The sequence below is a fragment of the Pseudoduganella sp. jia 12 genome, assembly GCF_055502675.1.
This window is the reverse complement of the sequence record NZ_JBUXKP010000003.1, coordinates 38,009-56,312: the sequence shown is the minus strand read 5'-3', so window position 1 is coordinate 56,312 and position 18,304 is coordinate 38,009. Positions and strand designations below refer to the sequence as shown.

Annotated in this window: 13 protein-coding genes; 9 read left to right on the top strand and 4 right to left on the bottom strand. The window is 66.4% G+C overall.

Features of this window, described 5'->3' with window-relative positions:
* Window positions 1–71 precede the first annotated feature (71 nt).
* The 3 genes from ACY65G_RS06325 to ACY65G_RS06315 all read left to right on the top strand — a co-directional run bounded on the left by ACY65G_RS06325 (window position 72) and on the right by ACY65G_RS06315 (window position 5,664).
* The gene (locus ACY65G_RS06325) at window positions 72–1,292 is read left to right on the top strand and encodes a glycoside hydrolase family 88 protein (protein ID WP_464996516.1); all 1,221 of its coding nucleotides are present in this window, start codon (window positions 72–74) and stop codon (window positions 1,290–1,292) included.
* 93 nt (window positions 1,293–1,385) lie between these two features.
* On the top strand, window positions 1,386–3,794 hold the full coding sequence (locus ACY65G_RS06320; RefSeq protein WP_464996515.1) for a TonB-dependent receptor: 2,409 nt from the start codon (window positions 1,386–1,388) through the stop codon (window positions 3,792–3,794).
* A gap of 109 nt (window positions 3,795–3,903) precedes the next feature.
* Window positions 3,904–5,664, top strand: coding sequence for a glycoside hydrolase family 35 protein (locus ACY65G_RS06315; RefSeq protein ID WP_464996514.1), 1,761 nt, complete (start codon window positions 3,904–3,906; stop codon window positions 5,662–5,664).
* 38 nt (window positions 5,665–5,702) lie between these two features.
* Here the strand turns inward: ACY65G_RS06315 and ACY65G_RS06310 are convergent, their stop codons facing one another.
* Window positions 5,703–8,663 (bottom strand): polysaccharide lyase family 8 super-sandwich domain-containing protein, encoded by a 2,961-nt coding sequence (locus ACY65G_RS06310; RefSeq protein ID WP_464996513.1) that lies wholly within the window; start codon window positions 8,661–8,663, stop codon window positions 5,703–5,705.
* A 149-nt stretch (window positions 8,664–8,812) separates the two neighbouring features.
* Here ACY65G_RS06310 and ACY65G_RS06305 point away from each other — a divergent pair, with 149 nt between their 5' ends.
* The 3 genes from ACY65G_RS06305 (at window position 8,813) to ACY65G_RS06295 (ending at window position 11,656) form a co-directional block, all read left to right on the top strand.
* The gene (locus ACY65G_RS06305) at window positions 8,813–9,910 is read left to right on the top strand and encodes an ABC transporter ATP-binding protein (RefSeq protein WP_464996512.1); all 1,098 of its coding nucleotides are present in this window, start codon (window positions 8,813–8,815) and stop codon (window positions 9,908–9,910) included.
* Window positions 9,907–10,743: a WD40 repeat domain-containing protein gene (locus ACY65G_RS06300; RefSeq protein ID WP_464996511.1), complete on the top strand. Its 837-nt coding sequence runs from the start codon at window positions 9,907–9,909 to the stop codon at window positions 10,741–10,743. The genes ACY65G_RS06305 and ACY65G_RS06300 overlap by 4 nt, the downstream gene beginning before the upstream one ends.
* 316 nt (window positions 10,744–11,059) lie before the next feature.
* Window positions 11,060–11,656, top strand: coding sequence for a hypothetical protein (locus ACY65G_RS06295; RefSeq protein WP_464996510.1), 597 nt, complete (start codon window positions 11,060–11,062; stop codon window positions 11,654–11,656).
* A gap of 199 nt (window positions 11,657–11,855) precedes the next feature.
* Here ACY65G_RS06295 and ACY65G_RS06290 read toward each other — a convergent pair whose 3' ends face one another.
* The 3 genes from ACY65G_RS06290 to ACY65G_RS06280 form a co-directional block, all read right to left on the bottom strand.
* Window positions 11,856–13,097: a metallophosphoesterase family protein gene (locus ACY65G_RS06290; protein ID WP_464996509.1), complete on the bottom strand. Its 1,242-nt coding sequence runs from the start codon at window positions 13,095–13,097 to the stop codon at window positions 11,856–11,858.
* A gap of 16 nt (window positions 13,098–13,113) precedes the next feature.
* A complete protein-coding gene (locus tag ACY65G_RS06285) occupies window positions 13,114–13,851 on the bottom strand; it encodes a hypothetical protein (RefSeq protein ID WP_464996508.1) in 738 nt (245 codons plus the stop codon).
* Between the two features lie 168 nt (window positions 13,852–14,019).
* Window positions 14,020–14,910: a LysR substrate-binding domain-containing protein gene (locus ACY65G_RS06280; protein WP_464996507.1), complete on the bottom strand. Its 891-nt coding sequence runs from the start codon at window positions 14,908–14,910 to the stop codon at window positions 14,020–14,022.
* Window positions 14,911–15,003: 93 nt separating this feature from the next.
* Here ACY65G_RS06280 and ACY65G_RS06275 point away from each other — a divergent pair, with 93 nt between their 5' ends.
* From ACY65G_RS06275 to ACY65G_RS06265, 3 genes are read left to right on the top strand one after another with little or no spacing between them, the layout of a single operon-like run.
* Window positions 15,004–15,489: a (2Fe-2S)-binding protein gene (locus ACY65G_RS06275; RefSeq protein WP_464996506.1), complete on the top strand. Its 486-nt coding sequence runs from the start codon at window positions 15,004–15,006 to the stop codon at window positions 15,487–15,489.
* On the top strand, window positions 15,486–17,732 hold the full coding sequence (locus ACY65G_RS06270; RefSeq protein ID WP_464996505.1) for a xanthine dehydrogenase family protein molybdopterin-binding subunit: 2,247 nt from the start codon (window positions 15,486–15,488) through the stop codon (window positions 17,730–17,732). Before ACY65G_RS06275 ends, ACY65G_RS06270 begins: the two co-directional genes overlap by 4 nt.
* Window positions 17,729–18,304, top strand: coding sequence for a UbiX family flavin prenyltransferase (locus ACY65G_RS06265; protein WP_464996504.1), 576 nt, complete (start codon window positions 17,729–17,731; stop codon window positions 18,302–18,304). Before ACY65G_RS06270 ends, ACY65G_RS06265 begins: the two co-directional genes overlap by 4 nt.

Sequence of the window (18,304 nt, the reverse complement as noted above, 5' to 3'; positions counted from 1 at the left end):
GAACGTTCGGCCAGAAATGTGAACGTTAACGCCGCCATGCCGCGCCGCTGATTTACTTAACAAAGATAACCATGACGTCATCCATTTCTCTCTCATCCGCGGCCGCCACGGCCGGCGCGGGGTCGGACAACGCACCAGGCCAGGTGCCAGCTACTGCGCTCGATAATGCGCTCGAGCTGGCGCTCGGCCAGCTGGCCGCCAACGTCCGGCGCTTCGCCGAGTGCTTCCCGGACGACACCACCACGGGCAACCACTACACGCTGCGCCAGTTCGACGGCCACCCGCCGGGCGTGAACGCCGGCTGGACCAGCGGCTTCTGGACCGGCATGTTGTGGACCGCCTACGAACTGACGGGCGCCACGGCATTCCGCCAGGCCGCGGCAAGCCAGCTGCCCAGCTTTGCGTGGCGCCTGGCGGAACGGGTCCAGATCGATCACCACGACCTGGGCTTCCTGTACACGCTGTCCGCGATCGCCGCGTGGCGCATCACGGGCGATTCCGAGGCACGCCGCATCGCGCTGCAGGCGGCGGACTGCCTGATGCAACGCTACCTGCCCGGCGCCGGCATCATCCAGGCCTGGGGCGACCTCGACGATCCGGCCCAGCGCGGCCGCATCATCATCGACTGCCTGATGAACCTCCCGCTGCTGCACTGGGCCAGCGCGCAGAGCGGCGACAACCGCTATCGCGACGCCGCGCTGTCGCACGCAAGGCAGTCCCGCAAGTACCTGGTGCGGCCCGACCATTCCAGCTTCCACACGTATCACTTCGACCCGGTGACCGGCGAAGCGCTGGGCGGCAGCACGGCCCAAGGAGCGTCCGACGATTCCTGCTGGGCGCGGGGCCAGGCCTGGGGCATCTATGGCTTCGCCCTGAACCACCGGCACGCGCCGGACCTTGGACTGCTCGACATCGCATGCGCCCAGGCCGATTACTTCCTGGCGCGGCTGCCGGAGCATGGCATCGCCTGCTGGGACCTGGCCTACGGCGACGGCAGCGGCGAGCCCTGGGACAGCTCGGCCTCCGCCATCGCCGCGTGCGGGCTGCTTGAAATCTGCGGCCAACTGCCCGACGGCGAGGCGCGGGCCCGCTACCGGGCCGCGGCACTGCACCTGCTGGGCAGCCTGGCCCGGCGTTGTGCGGCGCGCCAGCCCGGCAGCGACGCGCTGCTGCTGCATGGCGTGTACAGCAAGCCGCATGGGCAGGGCATCGACGAGGCGAACCTGTGGGGCGACTTTTTCTATCTGGAAGGACTGGCCCGGGTAACGCGCGGCTGGACCAGCTACTGGTAAGGAGAAGGCGGAAGAGACAAACAAGGCAAGGCACGCGAATCGGCTTACATCACAAGCAGTCAATAAAACAGGCAGTTCTCATCAGGAGAAAACATGATTACGCATTTCAGCAACCAATCCACCGGCCCGCGCCTGCGGCCCATCGCCGCCGCCATCGCGCTGGCCACCCTGGGCGCCGTGCCCGCCCAGGCGCAGGCGCAGCAAGCCGACAGCGCCAAGCTCGAACAGGTGGTCGTCACCGCCAACAAGCGGGCGCAGAACCTGCAGGACGTGCCTGCGGCCATTTCGGTCATCAACGATGCCACGCTGCAGCGCGCCAACGTGCGCGACATCGACGACCTGCCGTCGCTGTCGCCCGCGCTGACGATTTCGTATGGCTCGCAGCCCGGCAACAACAGCATCAACATGCGCGGCATCGGCACGTTCTCGCTGGGAATCGGCACGGAGTCGGACGTGGCCGTGATCGTCGACGATATCCCGATGGGCATGCAGGCCGGCGCCTTCAAGGACATGACCGACATCTTCCGCGTGGAAGTGCTGAAAGGCCCGCAAAGCACGCTGTTCGGCAAGTCGTCGATCGCCGGCGCGCTCAACATCACGACGAAGCCCATTGCCGGCACGCGCAAGGCCAGCACCAGCTTCCTGCTGACGGACGACAAGGAATGGCGCGCGACCGCCAGCGTTTCCGGCCCCGTGACCGACACCCTGCGCGGCCGCGTCACCGTCAGCAAGACGGGCTTCGGCGGCGTCGTGGACAACCTGTACGACGGCTCGAAGCTCAACGGCAGCCGCGGCGAGACCATTATGGGCAAGTTCGAGTGGAATCCGACGGACCAGTTCCAGGCTGTGTTCTCGCCGCACTACAACCGCACGAACCGCAACTGCTGCGTGAACCCGTACACGTCGATCACGCCGGGCGGGTATTACCAGAACGTGCCGCAACTGCCGGCCTCCGTGCTCAATGCCGGCGTCCCGATCGGGCCGGGCAATACGGTCGTCAGCAACGATTACCCGGCCGGCGGCAAGTTCCGCGACGCCGGCGCCGGCCTGCGCCTGAACTGGCAGTTCGGCGACGATTCCGTGCTGGCGGGGCACAACCTCACGTCGATCACGTCGTTCGGCAATTACCACATGGATGACTTCCAGGACGGCGACGGCACCAGTTCCGATATCCTCACCTACCTGCCGGTCAATGGCCGGCCGTCGGGGCTGACCGGTGGCCTGTACAGCTTCGGCACGTTCGACGTGAAGTCGATCACGCAGGAAGTACGCCTGACGTCGCCGGACAGCGGGCGGTTCCGCTACGTGGCGGGCCTCTGGTATGGCCGCAACATGCTGAACCGCCTGCTGGTGCGGGCGCCAGTGAGCAGCTATGTCACCGCCTATGAAGCGCAGGCCTGGAACACGAACTATGCGCTGTTCGGCCAGGGCAGCTTCGCCTTCACGGACAAGACAAGCCTCATCGCGGGTCTGCGGCTGAACCGCGAGGATTCCGGCTACGGCTTTACCCGCTACACGCCGCCGCCGGCCGCCCGCGTGCCCACCGAGTTCTATACCGACGACCATTCGGACAATGCGGTGACCGGCAAGGTGGGTATCGAGCACCATGTCAGCCGGGACGCGATGGCCTACGCCACGTTCTCGACCGGCTACAAGGGCGTGGCCTATGACCTCACGAGCGGCTTCAACGCGGCCGTGGCGCGCAAGCAGCCCGTCGATCCGGAGAAGGCGAAAAACTTCGAGCTGGGGCTGAAGACCACGCTGCTGGACAACCGCGCCACGCTCGACATCGCGCTGTTCAACACGAATTTCCGTGGCTTCCAGCAGGCGGCCGGCTTCACGGACGACGACAACGTCTTCCGCACCACGCTGCACAGCATCGGCGGCCTGCGCACGCGCGGCCTGGAAGTGGACGGCACGCTGCGCGTGAGCCGCGCGCTGCTGCTGAACGGCAGCTTCGCGTGGACGCAGGCCACGATCACCGAGTTCGAGAACGGGCCATGCCACTGGGTGCTCAACGCGGCGGGGACCGGCGCCATCGTGGGCGGCAACTGCGCGCCGAACCCGAAGTACGCGAACAGCAACGTGCAGAACCTGGCCGGGGCCACGCTGCCGAACGCACCGAAGATCAAGGTGAACCTGGGCGGGCAGTACGACCTGCCACTGCGCGAAGCCGGCTTCGACCTGTTCGTCACGGGCGCGTACCGCTGGCAGAGCCGCACGCAGTTCGCGCTGAACCAGGACCCGATGACGGTGCAGGGCGGTTATGGCATCGCCAACATCGGCTTCGGCATGAAGGACAAGCGCGACCGCTACAAGCTGTCGTTCTTCGTCAACAACCTGTTCGACAAGTCGTATGCGATCGGCCTGGGCAACTCGGTGGCCACGGGCACGTGGAGCGCCAGGGCACCGAACCCGGTGACGGTGGTGAGCACCACGTCGTGGCTGCCGCCGCGCGACTACACTCGCTACGTTGGCGCCCGGCTGGACCTGAACTTCTGACGATCCGTGGGCGGCGCGCACCGGCTCCCCCTGGTGCTCATTCGTGCGTTGCCGCTCTTTCGAAGGGACGCCGCCACAGGCGGCTCCCTTCTTTTTTTATTTCACCACCATGCAAAACGACCTTTCCTTCACGATTTCCGGCGATCGCTTCCTTTTGAACGGCGAACCCCTGCGCGTGCTGTCCGGCGCGCTGCATTACTTCCGCGTCGTACCAGGCCAGTGGCGCGACCGCCTGATGAAACTGCGCGCCATGGGCCTGAACACCGTGGAAACCTACGTCGCCTGGAACCTGCATGAGCCGCGGCCCGGCGAATTCCGTTTCGACGGCGGCCTGGACCTTGCCGCCTTCGTGCGGCTGGCGCAGGAACTGGGCCTGTACGTGATCGTGCGCCCCGGGCCCTACATCTGCGCCGAATGGGAATTCGGCGGCCTGCCGGCCTGGCTGCTGGCCGACCCGGCGATGGAAGTACGCTGCTGCTATCCGCCTTACCTGGAAGCCGTGCGCCGATTTTATACGGCGCTGCTGCCGCAACTGCTGCCGCTGCAGGTGCAGCACGGCGGGCCGATCCTCGCCATGCAGGTGGAAAACGAATACGGCAGCTATGGCAGCGACCGGCGATACGTTGAGTGGGTGCGTGCCCTGATGGTGGAGCTGGGCGTCGGGACGCTGCTATTCACGTCCGATGGCGCCACCGATCACATGCTCACGCATGGCACGCTGCCGGACGTCTTCAAGACGGCGAACTTCGGCTCGCGCGCGAACGGCGAATTCGCCAAGCTGCGCGACTACCAGCCGCACGGTCCGCTGATGTGCATGGAATTCTGGAACGGCTGGTTCGACCACTGGGGCGAACCGCACCACACGCGCGACGCGGCCGACGCCGCGCAGGCCCTCGACGAAGTGCTGGCCAGCGGCGCCTCCGTCAACGTCTACATGTTCCATGGCGGGACGAACTTCGGCTTCATGAACGGCGCCAATACGGACCTGGACACGCGCGCCTACCAGCCCACCGTGAACAGCTACGACTACGATGCGCCTTTGACCGAGGCGGGCGAGCCGGCCGCCAAGTTTCACGCCTTCCGCCAGGTTATCGGCAAGTACGTGGACCTGCCGCCGCTGGACCTGCCGCCACCCACGGTGAAACTTCCGCGCACTACACCGCGGTTTGCCGGCGTCGTCGCGCTGGCCGACGCGTTGCCGGTCCTGTCGGCGCCGCGCCACGATATCGTGCCGCGCACCATGGAAAGCCTGGGCCAGGACTATGGCTTCATCCTGTACCGCACGACCGTGAACCATCCGCCCGGCAGGGTCACGCTGTCCGCCGAGCGCGTGCACGACCGCGCCCAGGTATTCGTCAACGGCGTCGAAGCGGGCGTCCTGGCGCGCGACGGCGACGGCAAGCTGGAGATCGACGTCCCGGCCGGCCCCGTCACACTGGAGCTGCTGGTCGAAAACATGGGCAGGGTGAGCTACGGGCCGGACCTGCAGGACCGCAAGGGCTTATTGGGCTGGGTGCGGCTGGGCAGCAACAAGCTGTATCACTGGACGATGTTCCCGCTGCCGCTGGCCGACCTGTCCGGCCTGCGGTTCGCCGACGCAGCATTGGCCGACCCGGCCGGTCCGGCCTTCCACCGCGCCGTTTTCACCGTCGACGCGCCGGGCGACAGCTTCCTCACGCTACCCGGCTGGACCAAGGGCGTGGCCTGGATCAACGGCTTCAATCTCGGACGCTACTGGGAACGGGGCCCGCAGCACGCCTTGTACGTTCCGGCACCCTTGCTGCGCCACGGAGAAAACGAGCTGATCGTCTTCGAACTGCACGGCCACGCGCCCCTCACGCCCAAGCTCGCCGAATTGAGCCCTCCGTAACAACAGCGGGCTCGGCAGTAGGGTGCGCCGGTGGTAACTCAGTAGTAGTCGACCACGAGTGCGGGCAGCGGGGCGGTGCCGTTTTCGCGGCTCGAGTATTCCACCCAGCCATTGGCGCCGTAGTTCGCGGCCGCCTCGACCCGCACGGACAATCGCTTGCCGCCGCCCAGCGCGGCGGCGGCGGCCGACGTCACGTCGAGCGTGGCGTAGCTGTTGGCGGCGGGTACGGTCCACGCGCCCAGCGTGGCGATATCGGCCGGCCGGGTGTTCCACGTGACGCCTGTTTCGCTCCAGGCGTCGGCGACCTGCAGCACGTTGTGCGTCATGGCGCTGGCCTGGCCCACGAAGCGGGGTGCCAGCTTCAGCGTGGCCGCGCCGATGGTGCCGTCGATGGACGACAGGTCGAAGCGGGTCAGTGCCTGGCGGGCATAGCCGGCGCCATCGTTCTTCACGATTACCGTCGCCGTGCCGCCATAATTGGTGGCGCCATAGCTGCCGTCACGCAGCGTGGCGTCCGCGACCGGCCGCAAGGTCTTCGTGCGCAGCAGGCTGAAACTGGCGTTGAAGGACTTGCCGGCCGCCGCGCGCACGTCGACGGTGAGGCGGATCGTCGGCTTGAGCTGGTTTACCGTCACGCCCGGCGACGTGGCGATGGCGGCACCGGCCGCGCGCGCGATTTCTACCGTGATGGTGCCGGTGTTCGTCTGCGTGGGATCGGCCACGGCGACCTGCAGCACATTGTCCGCCTCCTTCGTGAGGACCGCCGCCTTGCGGTTGCTCGTAACATAGGGCGCGCCGTCGACGTTGACAGTTTTCGGCGCGTCGGTCCAGAAGTGCGCGCCAACGAGGCCGAGGGCCGTGTCGCGCACGGCGGTGGCCGCGGCCGACCGTTCCAGGATCGTCACGGCCGGCGCCGCCGCATACGCCGCCGCTTGCGCCGCGCTGCGGCCCGGCAGGATGACATAGGCATAGGTGCCGGCCGTCGGGTTCGCGCCGTGCGGCAGGGCCAGGCTGTGGAAATGGTTCGACACACTGGCCGTGCCGGCGCCGCTGTACATCGTCCGCCACGTGGCGGTGCGGGTCTCGCGCAGGCTGTTTACCGTGGGCGCGTCGGGGAAGTGCCACGCCACGTCGGCGCCGGGCACGTTGCCGGCCAGATGAGCCCAGCGCACGGCGCCCAGCGCCGCGCCGGTGCCCGGCGTTGCCGGTTGCGCCACGCCGTTGACCGTCAGCGCATTGCTGCCGTCGGCATTGAGCTTGCTGTTCTCGACGATCGTCTCGACCGCCGCGCCGCCCGTGCTGGCGATGCCGGCGCCGACCGCGACGATCCGGTCGCCGAACAGGAACCACGATTTCCTGCCCGTCAGCGCGCTGCCCGTGACGGCCGACGTCGCGAAGTCCATGCCGACCGCCGCGTACAGGCCGCCCAGCTGCGCGCCCCCGACCCAGTTGCGCGTATTCGGATAACCCTTCCACGCCACCGGCGTGCCGCTGCCGGAACGGTCGGTGGTCGTGCCGGGCAGGCGCAGCTTGTCGACGGTGGGCCAGTAGCCGTCCAGGTAGCGGGCCTGGTCGGCGTCATAGAGTGCCAGCATGCCCATGCCGGTCCACCAGCCTGCCAGGTTCTCGCCGTTGCCGTATTCGAAGGCCGAGATCCGGTTCGAGAACAGCGACAGGCTCGCGGCGAAGCCGGGGCCCCGCTGCATGACGCGGTCCATGGACGCGAACACCCGTACGCCCGCCGGCTCCGGCGCAGCCGGCACGTCCGGGTCGTTCGCGAGGCCCTTCATCAGCGTCATTTCATAGACGGGCAGTGGCGAATATACGCCGGCCACCGCGGTGGGCGTGGCCGCCAGGTAGCTGGCGCCGAACGTGGTGTCGCGCGCCATCCAGCCCTTGACGGCGGCGTTGATGGCGGCGCTCTGCTGCGGCCATGCCGTGGCGCCGGCCTGCGCCAGCCGCACCAGCGCCGTGACGACGCTGCGCCCGGCCGTATGGTCGGTCGAGTACTGGCGTGCGATGCCGCGGCCGCGCACCGCGTCCATCATCGCGCCGTCGTGGATCAGCGGTGCGAAGGCATCGATGGCCCAGTCGTAGACGTTGGCCACGTTCGCGTCCGTGAACGCCCACGTGGTGCCGGTCAGCAGGTACAGCAGCTTCGACATGTCGTCGATCATGGCCGGTCCATAGGAACCCGTGTAAGCGATGTTGCCGTGCTGGATGAAGGAGCCGTCGACATAGAAACCATCGCCCTGCGTTACGTACAGCAGGCCGGGGCCGATCGCGTCGCGGCCCTGGATGATCTTCGCCGACGACTTGCCCAGCACGCCGCGCACGATGACGGCCAGCGCCTTGTCCAGCAGGTTGGCGCCCGTTTCCGTCGTCAGCGCGGTGCCGTCCGGCTTCAGGCGCACCGCGGGGTCGGGCACGAACTTGTCGATCGCTCTCAGCCAGGCGGCGCGCTGGGTGGCCGACAGCCGGTCGTACATCAGCGTCATCGTATTGGTCAGCGAGTGCGGCGTGCCGATGTGCCAGTCCCACCAGTTGTCGTAGTACGTCACGTTCTCGTTGTAGCGCCGTGCGTAGAGCCACTCGAGGCCCGCCACGATGTCGGCCGCCAGCGCCGCGTTGCCTTGCAGTGAAGACCCCTTGGTGGACCAGGCCAGCGCCATCGCGTGCAGCCGGCCGTAGCTGTTGGTAACGTGGGAAGACGTCGTCGCCGACGCCAGGTCGCTCCACAGGAACGTGCGGCCGGCACCCTTGTCCATCGCACTCCAGTGCACCTGCGCGTTCGCGGCGATCGTCGCCACGGCCTGGGCGATGTCGGGATCGGCCGTGTCGATGGCGGTGCCGCCGGTCAGGCGGGTCTGCCATTTCGTGCGCAGCGTGTCGTATTCGTCGGCGCTGGCCGCGTGCGGCGCAAGCGCCAGCGTGGCCGCGCACAGGAGCAGCAATGCCTGCGTGCGGGGGAGGGAGGTGCTGGATGGTCGGGTCTGCATGGGATCTCCATTCTCGGCGGTGATGCATTCGGGGGCAATCGTCGTTAACGTTATCACTCCGGGATCCATGTAACCGTTGCGCCGGCGGATAACTGCAGCTACTATAGCTCTGAAAAGAGATAACGTTAACATTTTTAAGGCGAACCAGCATGGCGGCGATCTCGTTACAACAGGTGCGCAAGTTCTACGACAATGGCTTCCATGCCGTGCGCGATTTCAACCTCGATATCGGCGACGGCGAATTCGTCGTCTTCGTCGGCCCGTCCGGCTGCGGCAAGTCGACCACGCTGCGCATGATCGCCGGCCTGGAAGAGATATCGGACGGCCAGTTGCGCATCGGCGGCACGGTCGTCAACGACCTCGAACCGAAGGCGCGCGATATCGCCATGGTGTTCCAGAGCTATGCGCTGTATCCGCACATGACGGTGCGCCAGAACATGGGCTTCGCGCTGAAGCTCGATGGCGTGCCGAAGGCCGCGATCACGCAGCGGGTGGACGAGGCGGCGCGCATGCTGCAGCTCGATCACCTGCTCGACCGGCGGCCGAAGGAGCTGTCCGGCGGCCAGCGCCAGCGGGTGGCGCTGGGCCGCGCCATCGTGCGCAAGCCGCAGGCGTTCCTGATGGACGAGCCGCTGTCGAACCTCGACGCCAAGCTGCGCGTGGAAATGCGCGCCTCGATCCTGAAGCTGCACCGGCAACTGGGCGTGACCACGGTGTATGTGACGCATGACCAGGTGGAGGCGATGACGATGGGCGACCGCATCGTCGTCATGAAGGGCGGCGAGATCCAGCAGGTGGCCAGCCCCATGGAACTATACGAGCGGCCCGTCAACGTGTTCGTCGGCGGCTTCATCGGCTCGCCCGCGATGAGTTTCCTGGACGGCGAGCTGCGTGACGGCAGCGTCACGGGCGACGGCTACGCCTTGCGCCTGCCGGACGCGCTGGCCGCCCGGGTGACGGCGCAGCCGGAGCGCGCCGTGAAGCTTGGCCTGCGCCCCGAAATCTTTTCACTCGATCCGGCCGCAGGCGAGCCGCTGCCGGCAATTGTCGACGTGGTGGAGCCGCTCGGCGCCGAAACGATCGTCACATTTCGCGTGGGTGGCGGCACCGTCGTGGCCCGGCTGTCCGGCAACGCGAAACTGCTGCCCGAACAGCCCATTACGCTATACCTGGACACCGCCCGCGTGCACGTGTTCGACGCCGCCACGGAAGCGAACATCGGCCTCGGCCCCCGGGAGGCCGCATGATGTCCGCGCCTTTCGCCCCGCCTCTCGCCCTGACACTGCTGGCGATCGACGAAGGCCGCCAGCGCCTGCACCTGGTCGATACCGCCGACGCGCGCGCCGGCTGGCAGCGCGACCTGGCTGACTTTCCGCTGGCGCGCGACCTGCAGCGCCTCGGGCACGACCGCGCGCTGGTCGGCTTCGAGCGCGGCTTCATCGAGATCGACATCGCCACCGGGGCGGTGCTGCGCGCGTGCGACCGGTGGACAGGCGTGACGGCCGCCCGCCGCCTGCCCGATGGCCGCACGCTTGTGACGGGCATGAACCTCGACGGCGGCACGGAGGGTATCAACGTGGTGACGCTCGACGCGGACCTGCGCGAGATCGCGTCCGTCCGCCGCGACGGCGACTACGTCCGCGGCATGCGCCCCGCCGGCGACGGCTACCTGTTGTGCACGAACGATCACATCCTCGAGACGGACGCCATGCTGCGGCCGCTGCGCAAGCTGGCCGCGCCGGGCTTCGAGCACGCGTGGAAAGCCGAACGGCTGTCCGGTGGTGACACGCTGGTGTCGGCCGGCTATGGCGCCTTCATGGCCCGTTTCGATGCCGACGGCATGCTGATCCACACGTTCGGCGGGGCAGGGCAGGTGCCGGAAGCGGTGGCGCCATTCTTCTACGCGACGTTCCAGGTGCTGGACGATGGCCGGATCGTCGTGGCGAACTGGCAGGACCATGGGCCGGACAATGGTGCCAAGGGGCGGCAGCTGCTGGTGTTCTCGCCGGACGGAAGCTTGCTGGGCACGTGGTCGGATGCCGGGCGGATCTCGTCGCTGCAGGGGATTCTCGTGCTGTAGGCAAATTTGACTGCACTGTCGGCCACGTTGTTGCGCCCCGGACGCAAGTGGCGCAAGCAACAATGATTTTCTATCTTGGCAAGCCAGATGTGGGTTTCCGCCATGTTGGCGTGGATGCTTGGCTCATCTGGAACCATGTCAGCGCGGGACTCGGAATGTGCTGCTCCCAGGAATGTTGTCAGTTCACAAGAAATCATCTAGAGAAATCTTCGTCGCTGGTGTCACGAAACCGGCGGAACTTCGATAGAGAGGTAGTCAACGGATCGGTGATCACCGGGCATTGGCATTTCTTTGACAATATAAATGGGGGTAATCGATGAAACCAAATGTGACTGATCCTTTTTTGACGCATAGTCCGACCGCGCTTTCACGGCTGGACAAGGAGATGGCCGCGCTGTGCGAGAGCATTCTCGGCATTTCGCAACTGCTCGTGCGTGAGGGAGTTGCGTTTCACATGACGCAGGCGGCCAAAGCCGTGGAGATCGGCGAGGCCGAGCTGTTGCTGAGATCGATGCTTGCAGAACTGAACGACAGCGACAGTGTCGCGCTTTCAGCAGCATTAACGAGCGATAATCTCGAGTTTCATCATCGACAGGTCGACAGTGAACTGCCTGGATGGGCCGACAAGATGGGACAAGACTTCGCGCTCGCTGCCGCTGCTTTCTGGCTCAACTATAAGGAGGGCAGGCAGGCATCGGACGCCACGAGCGATAGTGGTGGCGATGTCCCGGAAGCGAATAAGGCCTTCGCCGAGTTCAAGTTTCTGGCCTCCCGATACTATGTCACCAAGCCCGATGTGCTCTGGACTGTTTTGCATGGTAATCATGGCACGCCTGTCACGGATAACTCCCGCTCCGCGCAACGCTTGATCCGCAAGGAGGCACAGACGAAAGTGCTCGAGCCACACGGTTAGCAAATGATCTGGTAGCCGGATTCGCATGTGGCGCTGCGGTGCCATTGTCCCACGCCTCGGTTTGCCACATTCATCGATGTCGGGCGTCTGCTGTGCCATGATACGCAGCCTGGGACGCCCGCGCTTCTCCTCCTTTCAATGCCATTGCAAGGCCGCCCTTGCGTGCCGGCAGCGCATTCCCGGTCCGCGCCGAGCGGGTTCAATATCCCCATACAACCGATTCGACCTGGTGCAACCTGCCCGGAATAGGCAAGACCTTGTAGGGCCCGGTGCCCGCCCTCCCGACGATTCGGCGTTCCATCAGCAGCCTGCCTTGACGCGAGCTCGCTGGCGACGCGAAGAATGTCAGGATCTGACACTGTTGCGGCACATAGGCCATGTTCGTTCCGTTCGTCTGTACCGCCAGTTTTTGCCTGGTATGAAAGCGGGGCAATTGCGACAGCGATCCGGCGATGAGCTGGATCTGCCCCTCGTACAGCGGCGGATATTGCTTGCTCCTGGATGTGGGAGGCAGGTCGCCATTCGCGGGATACGTTTCATGGGTATGGCCACTGAGGATCAGGTGGGCCAGGGGCCCGTGCTCGTGTTCGGCGAACCTTGCCAGCGCGTCGGCCACTTCCTTGTCGTTCTTCATGCTCATCTGGGTGACCGGGCGTGGAGGCGGGTAGTGTACCGGGTGATGCACGGCCAGTATCCTGAAGTCGCGCGCCGACTTTTTCCGAAACTGCTGCCGGGTCTGCTCGGCCAACTGGTCAAGTTGTTTCAGCGCATTGTCGCAAGGCCATGGCGGGTCCATGTCTACGATTCCCCGCGCAAGCGTATTGTTGATCCGGTCGCCCGTGGTGCTGTTGATGGCGTTGAGCCTGATCGCCGAGTCGGAATATGGAATCGCCGTCGAAATGGCTGTATGGGGCCATGTCGTCTGGATGATTTCGCGCAGGGCGAGTTGTTGCGCAACGATTTCCGCTTCTGTCGCATAGAGGGGGAATCTTGACGGCCATGCATCATGGTTACCATGGAGGACCAGGGTCTTCTGTGCTTTCAGCAGTCGGGAATACTCATCCACCCATCCCAGTGCCGTGCGTAGCGATCCAGAATCGCCCAGCGCGCTCAGATCGCCAGTATCCACGAGCCATGTTGGAATGCCGGAAAATCTGGATCGCTGCGCAAAGTGATCCAGAAACCTGCACATGGAGTCGTGAGCAAGCGGGTCATGCCCGGCCAGCCCGCTTTCCCATCGTTCCTCGACTAACTCTGCCCAGCCATTGAAGCCTGCTTTCTTGAGCAGCGACACCCATCCGCGAACTTTTTTCTCTGAACCGATGTCGATAGGCAGGCCCGCTGCCTTGCAATGCATGTCGGATATATGGACGATATGCAGGAATGCTTCCAGATCCGGATCAGCATCCGTGGAAAAGTCAGTGTCGGTAAAGGCAGGCATGATTCATCCTAGAAAATCAAACATCGCGTAACAAGCGGTAGGCGTCGTCGCCCAATTCTTGCTGTATTGCCGCCGCAAGACGCTTGCGAACGCGGCTCAGGCGCTGGCGTTCCGCAGCGGTCATCGCGACATCGGTTCCGGGAGCCAGGCCGGTCGCGATGGCGATGGCCGTGCGGTCCTGCTCGGGAAGCGCAGCGAGCTCGGAAACGCATATCGCCAGCATGCGGCGATAGAGCAGGGTTCTCGGCAGATCGCCAGTGCTTTCATCGGCGTACTCATCGACGAGTGCCGCGTCCCCTTGACCGCTCAGCTGCAAGGCCGATTTTCGATATAGGTCGGCCGCGCGGCGGTTGAAGATCGCGTAGCCCAGCCGAAGAATGGATTCGCCGTCCAGCAGGGGTTCGGATGACCTATCGTCCAGAAACTTCCACAGCTCCCCAATTGCGACGGCGGCCAGGTCGTCGATTTCGGCACGTAACAGGGGGAACTTTGTATGCCCGTGACGGCGCAGCCTGCTGCCCAAATCGGCGATTTGCTTGTCAGTGAGAAGCTCGGCCATAGTGAATGTCCGGGTAAAACGGCGGATCGAACGGCGGATCGAACTGCGGATCGAACTGTGGCTCGAACGATTCCTTGCACTCTGGTTCGAATGGCGCGGATCGGGCTGCACGGTCCGATCAGGCAGGCAATGCAAGCGCAAAGCGAGATTGCAGGGCTGGATGAGTCCGGCATAGCCGCTCAGCCAGCCCTGCATGGTGCCGTGTACCTTGCATCTTGCGCCGCCGTTAGCCGAAAATCCAGCCCGATCTGGCCACGATGGAAAAATAGATCCGCTTACAACAGCCTCAATGGCGGCGGGCCGGCGGCACCGCCGACAGTGCTGCAAGGCAGCCCGCAACGAGCCTGCGAAATGTCCTCGCCATCAGGACGCCGGCCCGTCGACCAGCTCGCGCATGATGGCCAGGAACACCTGCAGCACGGGCGAGGGATCGTCCTTGCGATAGGTGGCATGCAGCGTGGTGTCCGGCGCCGGCCCCGCCAGGTTGCGGTACACCACGCCCGCATGCCCGAACTGGCCGGTGGAGGCGGGCAGCAGGCCGATGCCCAGGCCGGCGCGCACGAGGCCCAGCAGCGTCTGCACCTCGACCACCTGCTGGTAGATGTTCGGGGTGAAGCCCGCCTCGATGCAGCTCTGGTACAGGTAGGTGGCGAAGCGCGACTGGTCCAGCTTGAACGAGATGAAGCGTTCGTCGGCCAGGTCCTTCAGCGCCACGCGCGCGCGCCGGGCCAGCCGGTGCTGCTGCGGCAGCACCACGGCGATCGGTTCGCTCGACAGCGGCTCGCTGGTCAGCTCCGGATCGCTCGGCCCCATGCGATAGAAGCACAGGTCCAGCCTGCGCTCCTTCAGCGCCGCCAGCTGGGCGGCCGGCTGCAGCTCGTGCAGCGTCCATTTCACGTCGGGATAGCGGTCCTGCAGGATGCGCAGCGCCTGCGGCAGCAGGCCCACCATCAGCGAACTGATCATGCCGATCTCCAGCGTGCCCCAGTGGCCCCGGCCGGCCTGGCGCGCCAGGTCCACGGCGCGCGCCATCTGCGCGAACACGAGGGCCGCCTGTTCCTTCAGCGCGACACCGGCCGCCGTCAACTCCACGCGGCGCTGCGTGCGCGTAAACAACGGGGTGCCCAGTTCGGTTTCCAGCAGCTTGATCTGCTGGCTGAGGGGCGGCTGCGACATGTGCAGCCGCGTGGCGGCGCGGCCGAAGTGCAGTTCCTCGGCCAGCACGGTGAAATAGCGGAGCAGGCGCAGATCCATATTCTCCCGATATCAATCGACACGTAAGAATATATTGTACAAATTACCGGGCCGTTTCCATACTCATTTCAACAACGAGAACAGGAGACCCCGATGCGACTGAACGTCAACAACGAGGAACGAAGCGTGGCCGTGGCGCCGGACACGCCGCTGCTGTGGGTGCTGCGCGATCACCTCGATCTCACCGGCACGAAATTCGGCTGCGGCGCCGCCCTGTGCGGTGCCTGCACCGTGCACCTCGATGGCGAAGCGGTGCGCTCGTGCAGCGTGCCGGTATCGGCCGCCGTGGGCCGCAGGATCACCACCATCGAAGGCCTGTCCGCCGCGGGCGAGCACCCGCTGCAGCAGGCCTGGCTGCAGGAAGACGTGCCGCAGTGCGGCTACTGCCAGTCCGGCCAGCTGATGTCGGCCGCCGCGCTGCTGCGGCAAAACCCGGCACCCGGCGACGACGACATCACCAACGCCATGTCCGGCAACATCTGCCGCTGCGGCACCTACGGGCGCATCCGCCGCGCCATCCACGTGGCCGCCGCGACGATGGCCGCCGCGAAGGTGGCCGAACATGGGGAGGGGTCATGAACAAACGCGACATCACGCCGGAATCGATGCCGGCACCGAAGCCGCGGGCGTCGCGGCGCATGTTCCTGCAATCCGCAGCGATGCTTGGCGCCGGCCTGGCCGTGGGCTTCGTGCTGCCCGGGGCGGGTGCCGCCGCGGGCGCTGAGCCGGCGGCCGGCATGCTCGCGCCGAACGCGTTCGTGCGCGTCTTCCCCGACGACACGATCCGGCTCGTCGTGCACAAGCACGACTCCGGCACGGGCACCCGCACGGCGCTCGGCCTCGTGCTGGCCGAGGAACTCGAAGTGACGCTGGAGCAGGTGGAGATCATCACGCCCGAACACCCGTTCTTTAAGGATTACATGCACCCGCAGTGGCACGTGTTTTCGACCGGCGGCAGCACCAGCGTGATGCTGGAATACGACACGCTGCGCAAGGCCGGCGCCAGTGCCCGCACGATGCTCGTGCAGGCCGCCGCGGCGCGCTGGCAGGTGCCGGTGGACGACTGCCACGCACGCGACGGCAAGGTGATCCACGCGGCCACGGGCCGCCAGTTCGGCTACGGCGCGCTGGCGACCGAAGCGGCGCGCCTGGCTCCGCCGAAGGAGCCCCGCCTGAAGGACAAGAAGGATTTCCGGCTGATCGGCAAGCTGCACCGCAAGCTCGATGCGCAGGCCAAGGTGACGGGAAAGCAGACCTACGGCATCGACGTGAAGCTGCCCGGCATGCTGGTCGCCGTCATCCTGCGCGCGCCCGTCATCGGCGGCCGGGTCAGGCGCTTCGATGCGCGCAAGGCGCTGGCCGTGCCCGGCGTGCGACAGGTACTGAAAGTGCCCGCCGCGCCGGCCGGCATGCTGGGCGGCCACCAGGAAGGCGTGGCCGTGCTGGCCGATACCTACTGGGCGGCGAAGCTGGGCCGCGATGCGCTGCAGGTGCAGTGGCGTAACGGCAGCTTCGCGCGCTTCGACAGCCGCGACGTGCCGGCCCTGCAGCGTGCCCACCTGGCGCGCAAGGATGGGCCGCTGGTGCGCACCATCGGCAAGGGCGATGCGGCGCGCGCGCTGAAAAGCAGCGGCAGGGTGCTGCGCGCCGAATACACGATGCCGTACAAGGTGCCCAATCCGCTGGAGCCGGAATGCGTGGTCGTCGAGATCGTCGACGGCACCATTACCTACTGGGGCGGCCTGCAGGTGCCCAGCAACGCGCAGTTCGCGGCCGAAGCGATGGCCGGCATCGGCCAGGACAAGGTGGTGCTGCGCGAGCTGGTGGGCGGCGGCAGCTTCGGGGCGCGCGAATCGCGGCACTGGCTGCTGGAGGCGACGTGGCTGGCGAAGGCCAGCGGCCGGCCGGTCAAGCTGATGTACAGCCGCGAGGACGAGGTGCGCGGCCTGTACTACCACGCCGCCACCTATACCAAGGTGGCCGGCGCGCTCGATGCCGAGGGCAGCCTGTCCGCGCTGAAGCTGCGCGCCGTGTCGCCGGCCTCGCCGGAAGAGTGGGAGCCGGGCTACACGGACCGCAAGGACCGCATGGACTACAGCACCACGGAGGCGATCTGCCGCTGGGACTTCGCCTACCAGCCCGACCACCTGGACGTGGGCTGGGTCAGGCACGAGACGGGCCTGCCCACGGGCTGGTACCGCGCGGTCAGCTTCATCCCCAACGTGTTCGCCATCGAAAGCTTCATGGACGAACTGGCGCATGCGGCGCGCAGGGATCCGCTGGCGTTCCGCATCGGCCACATGAAGGGGCGCCCGCGCCACGTGGCCGTGCTGGAACAGGCCGCCCTCAAGGCCGGCTGGGACAAGCCGCGTGCGCCCGGCCGTGCGCTGGGCATCGCCACGAACCAGGCGTACAACAGCTATATCGCCATCGTCGCGGAACTGGAGAAGGTCGACGACGCGGTCAAGGTGCGGCGCATCACCTGCGTGGCGGACTGCGGCCTCGCCGTCCACCCGGGCAGCGTGGAAGAACAGCTGTATGGCGGGCTCATGTGGGGCCTGGGCCACGCGCTGCATGACCGGCTCGATATCGAGAACGGGCGCGTGGTGCAGTCGAACTTCCACGACTACCCGGTGATGCGCATGGCCGACATGCCGGAAATCGACATCACCATCGTCGAGGGCGACACCGACAAGCCGAGCGGCGTGGGCGAGTTGTCCAATCCCGGCGTGGCGCCGGCCATCGCCAACGCGCTGTTTGCGCTGACCGGCCGGCGCCAGCGCAGCACGCCGTTCGACTTCTCGGCCGGGGGCGACGCATGACGAAGCGCCTCGTCATCGCCATCACGGGCGCCAGCGGTGCGGTCTACGGCGTGCGCATGCTGCAGGCGCTGGCCCCGCTCGACGGCTGGGAAAGCCACCTCGTGCTGTCCGCATCCGGCGCGCTGACCGCCATGCACGAACTCGAGCTGCGCAAGGGCGACATCGAAGCGATGGCGGACGTGGTGCACAACGTGAAGGATATCGGCGCCACCATCGCCAGCGGGTCGTTCCAGTGCGAAGGCATGGTCATCGCGCCCTGTTCGATGCGCACGCTGGCGGCGGTGGCCCACGGCCTGGCGGACAACCTCGTTACCCGCGCGGCGGACGTGATGCTCAAGGAGCGCCGCCGGCTCGTGCTGCTGGCGCGGGAAACGCCGCTGAACCTGGCGCACCTGCGCAACATGACGGCCGTCACGGAGCTGGGCGGCATCGTCTGCCCGCCGGTGCCCGCGTTCTACCAGCATCCCCGATCGATCGAAGACATCGTGGCCCACACCGTGGGCCGCACGCTGGATCTGTTCGGCGTTCCGCACGAAGGCCTCGTGCGGCGCTGGCAGGGTATCACTGCATGA

Coding starts and splice junctions, on each gene's coding strand:
- ACY65G_RS06315 (WP_464996514.1), top strand. CDS start 3,904: ATGCAAAACGACCTTTCCTTCACGATTTCCGGCGATCGCTTCCTTTTG.
- ACY65G_RS06275 (WP_464996506.1), top strand. CDS start 15,004: ATGCGACTGAACGTCAACAACGAGGAACGAAGCGTGGCCGTGGCGCCG.
- ACY65G_RS06265 (WP_464996504.1), top strand. CDS start 17,729: ATGACGAAGCGCCTCGTCATCGCCATCACGGGCGCCAGCGGTGCGGTC.
- ACY65G_RS06280 (WP_464996507.1), bottom strand. CDS start 14,910: ATGGATCTGCGCCTGCTCCGCTATTTCACCGTGCTGGCCGAGGAACTG.
- ACY65G_RS06290 (WP_464996509.1), bottom strand. CDS start 13,097: ATGCCTGCCTTTACCGACACTGACTTTTCCACGGATGCTGATCCGGAT.
- ACY65G_RS06325 (WP_464996516.1), top strand. CDS start 72: ATGACGTCATCCATTTCTCTCTCATCCGCGGCCGCCACGGCCGGCGCG.
- ACY65G_RS06300 (WP_464996511.1), top strand. CDS start 9,907: ATGATGTCCGCGCCTTTCGCCCCGCCTCTCGCCCTGACACTGCTGGCG.
- ACY65G_RS06305 (WP_464996512.1), top strand. CDS start 8,813: ATGGCGGCGATCTCGTTACAACAGGTGCGCAAGTTCTACGACAATGGC.
- ACY65G_RS06295 (WP_464996510.1), top strand. CDS start 11,060: ATGAAACCAAATGTGACTGATCCTTTTTTGACGCATAGTCCGACCGCG.
- ACY65G_RS06285 (WP_464996508.1), bottom strand. CDS start 13,851: ATGCAGGGCTGGCTGAGCGGCTATGCCGGACTCATCCAGCCCTGCAAT.
- ACY65G_RS06320 (WP_464996515.1), top strand. CDS start 1,386: ATGATTACGCATTTCAGCAACCAATCCACCGGCCCGCGCCTGCGGCCC.
- ACY65G_RS06310 (WP_464996513.1), bottom strand. CDS start 8,663: ATGCAGACCCGACCATCCAGCACCTCCCTCCCCCGCACGCAGGCATTG.
- ACY65G_RS06270 (WP_464996505.1), top strand. CDS start 15,486: ATGAACAAACGCGACATCACGCCGGAATCGATGCCGGCACCGAAGCCG.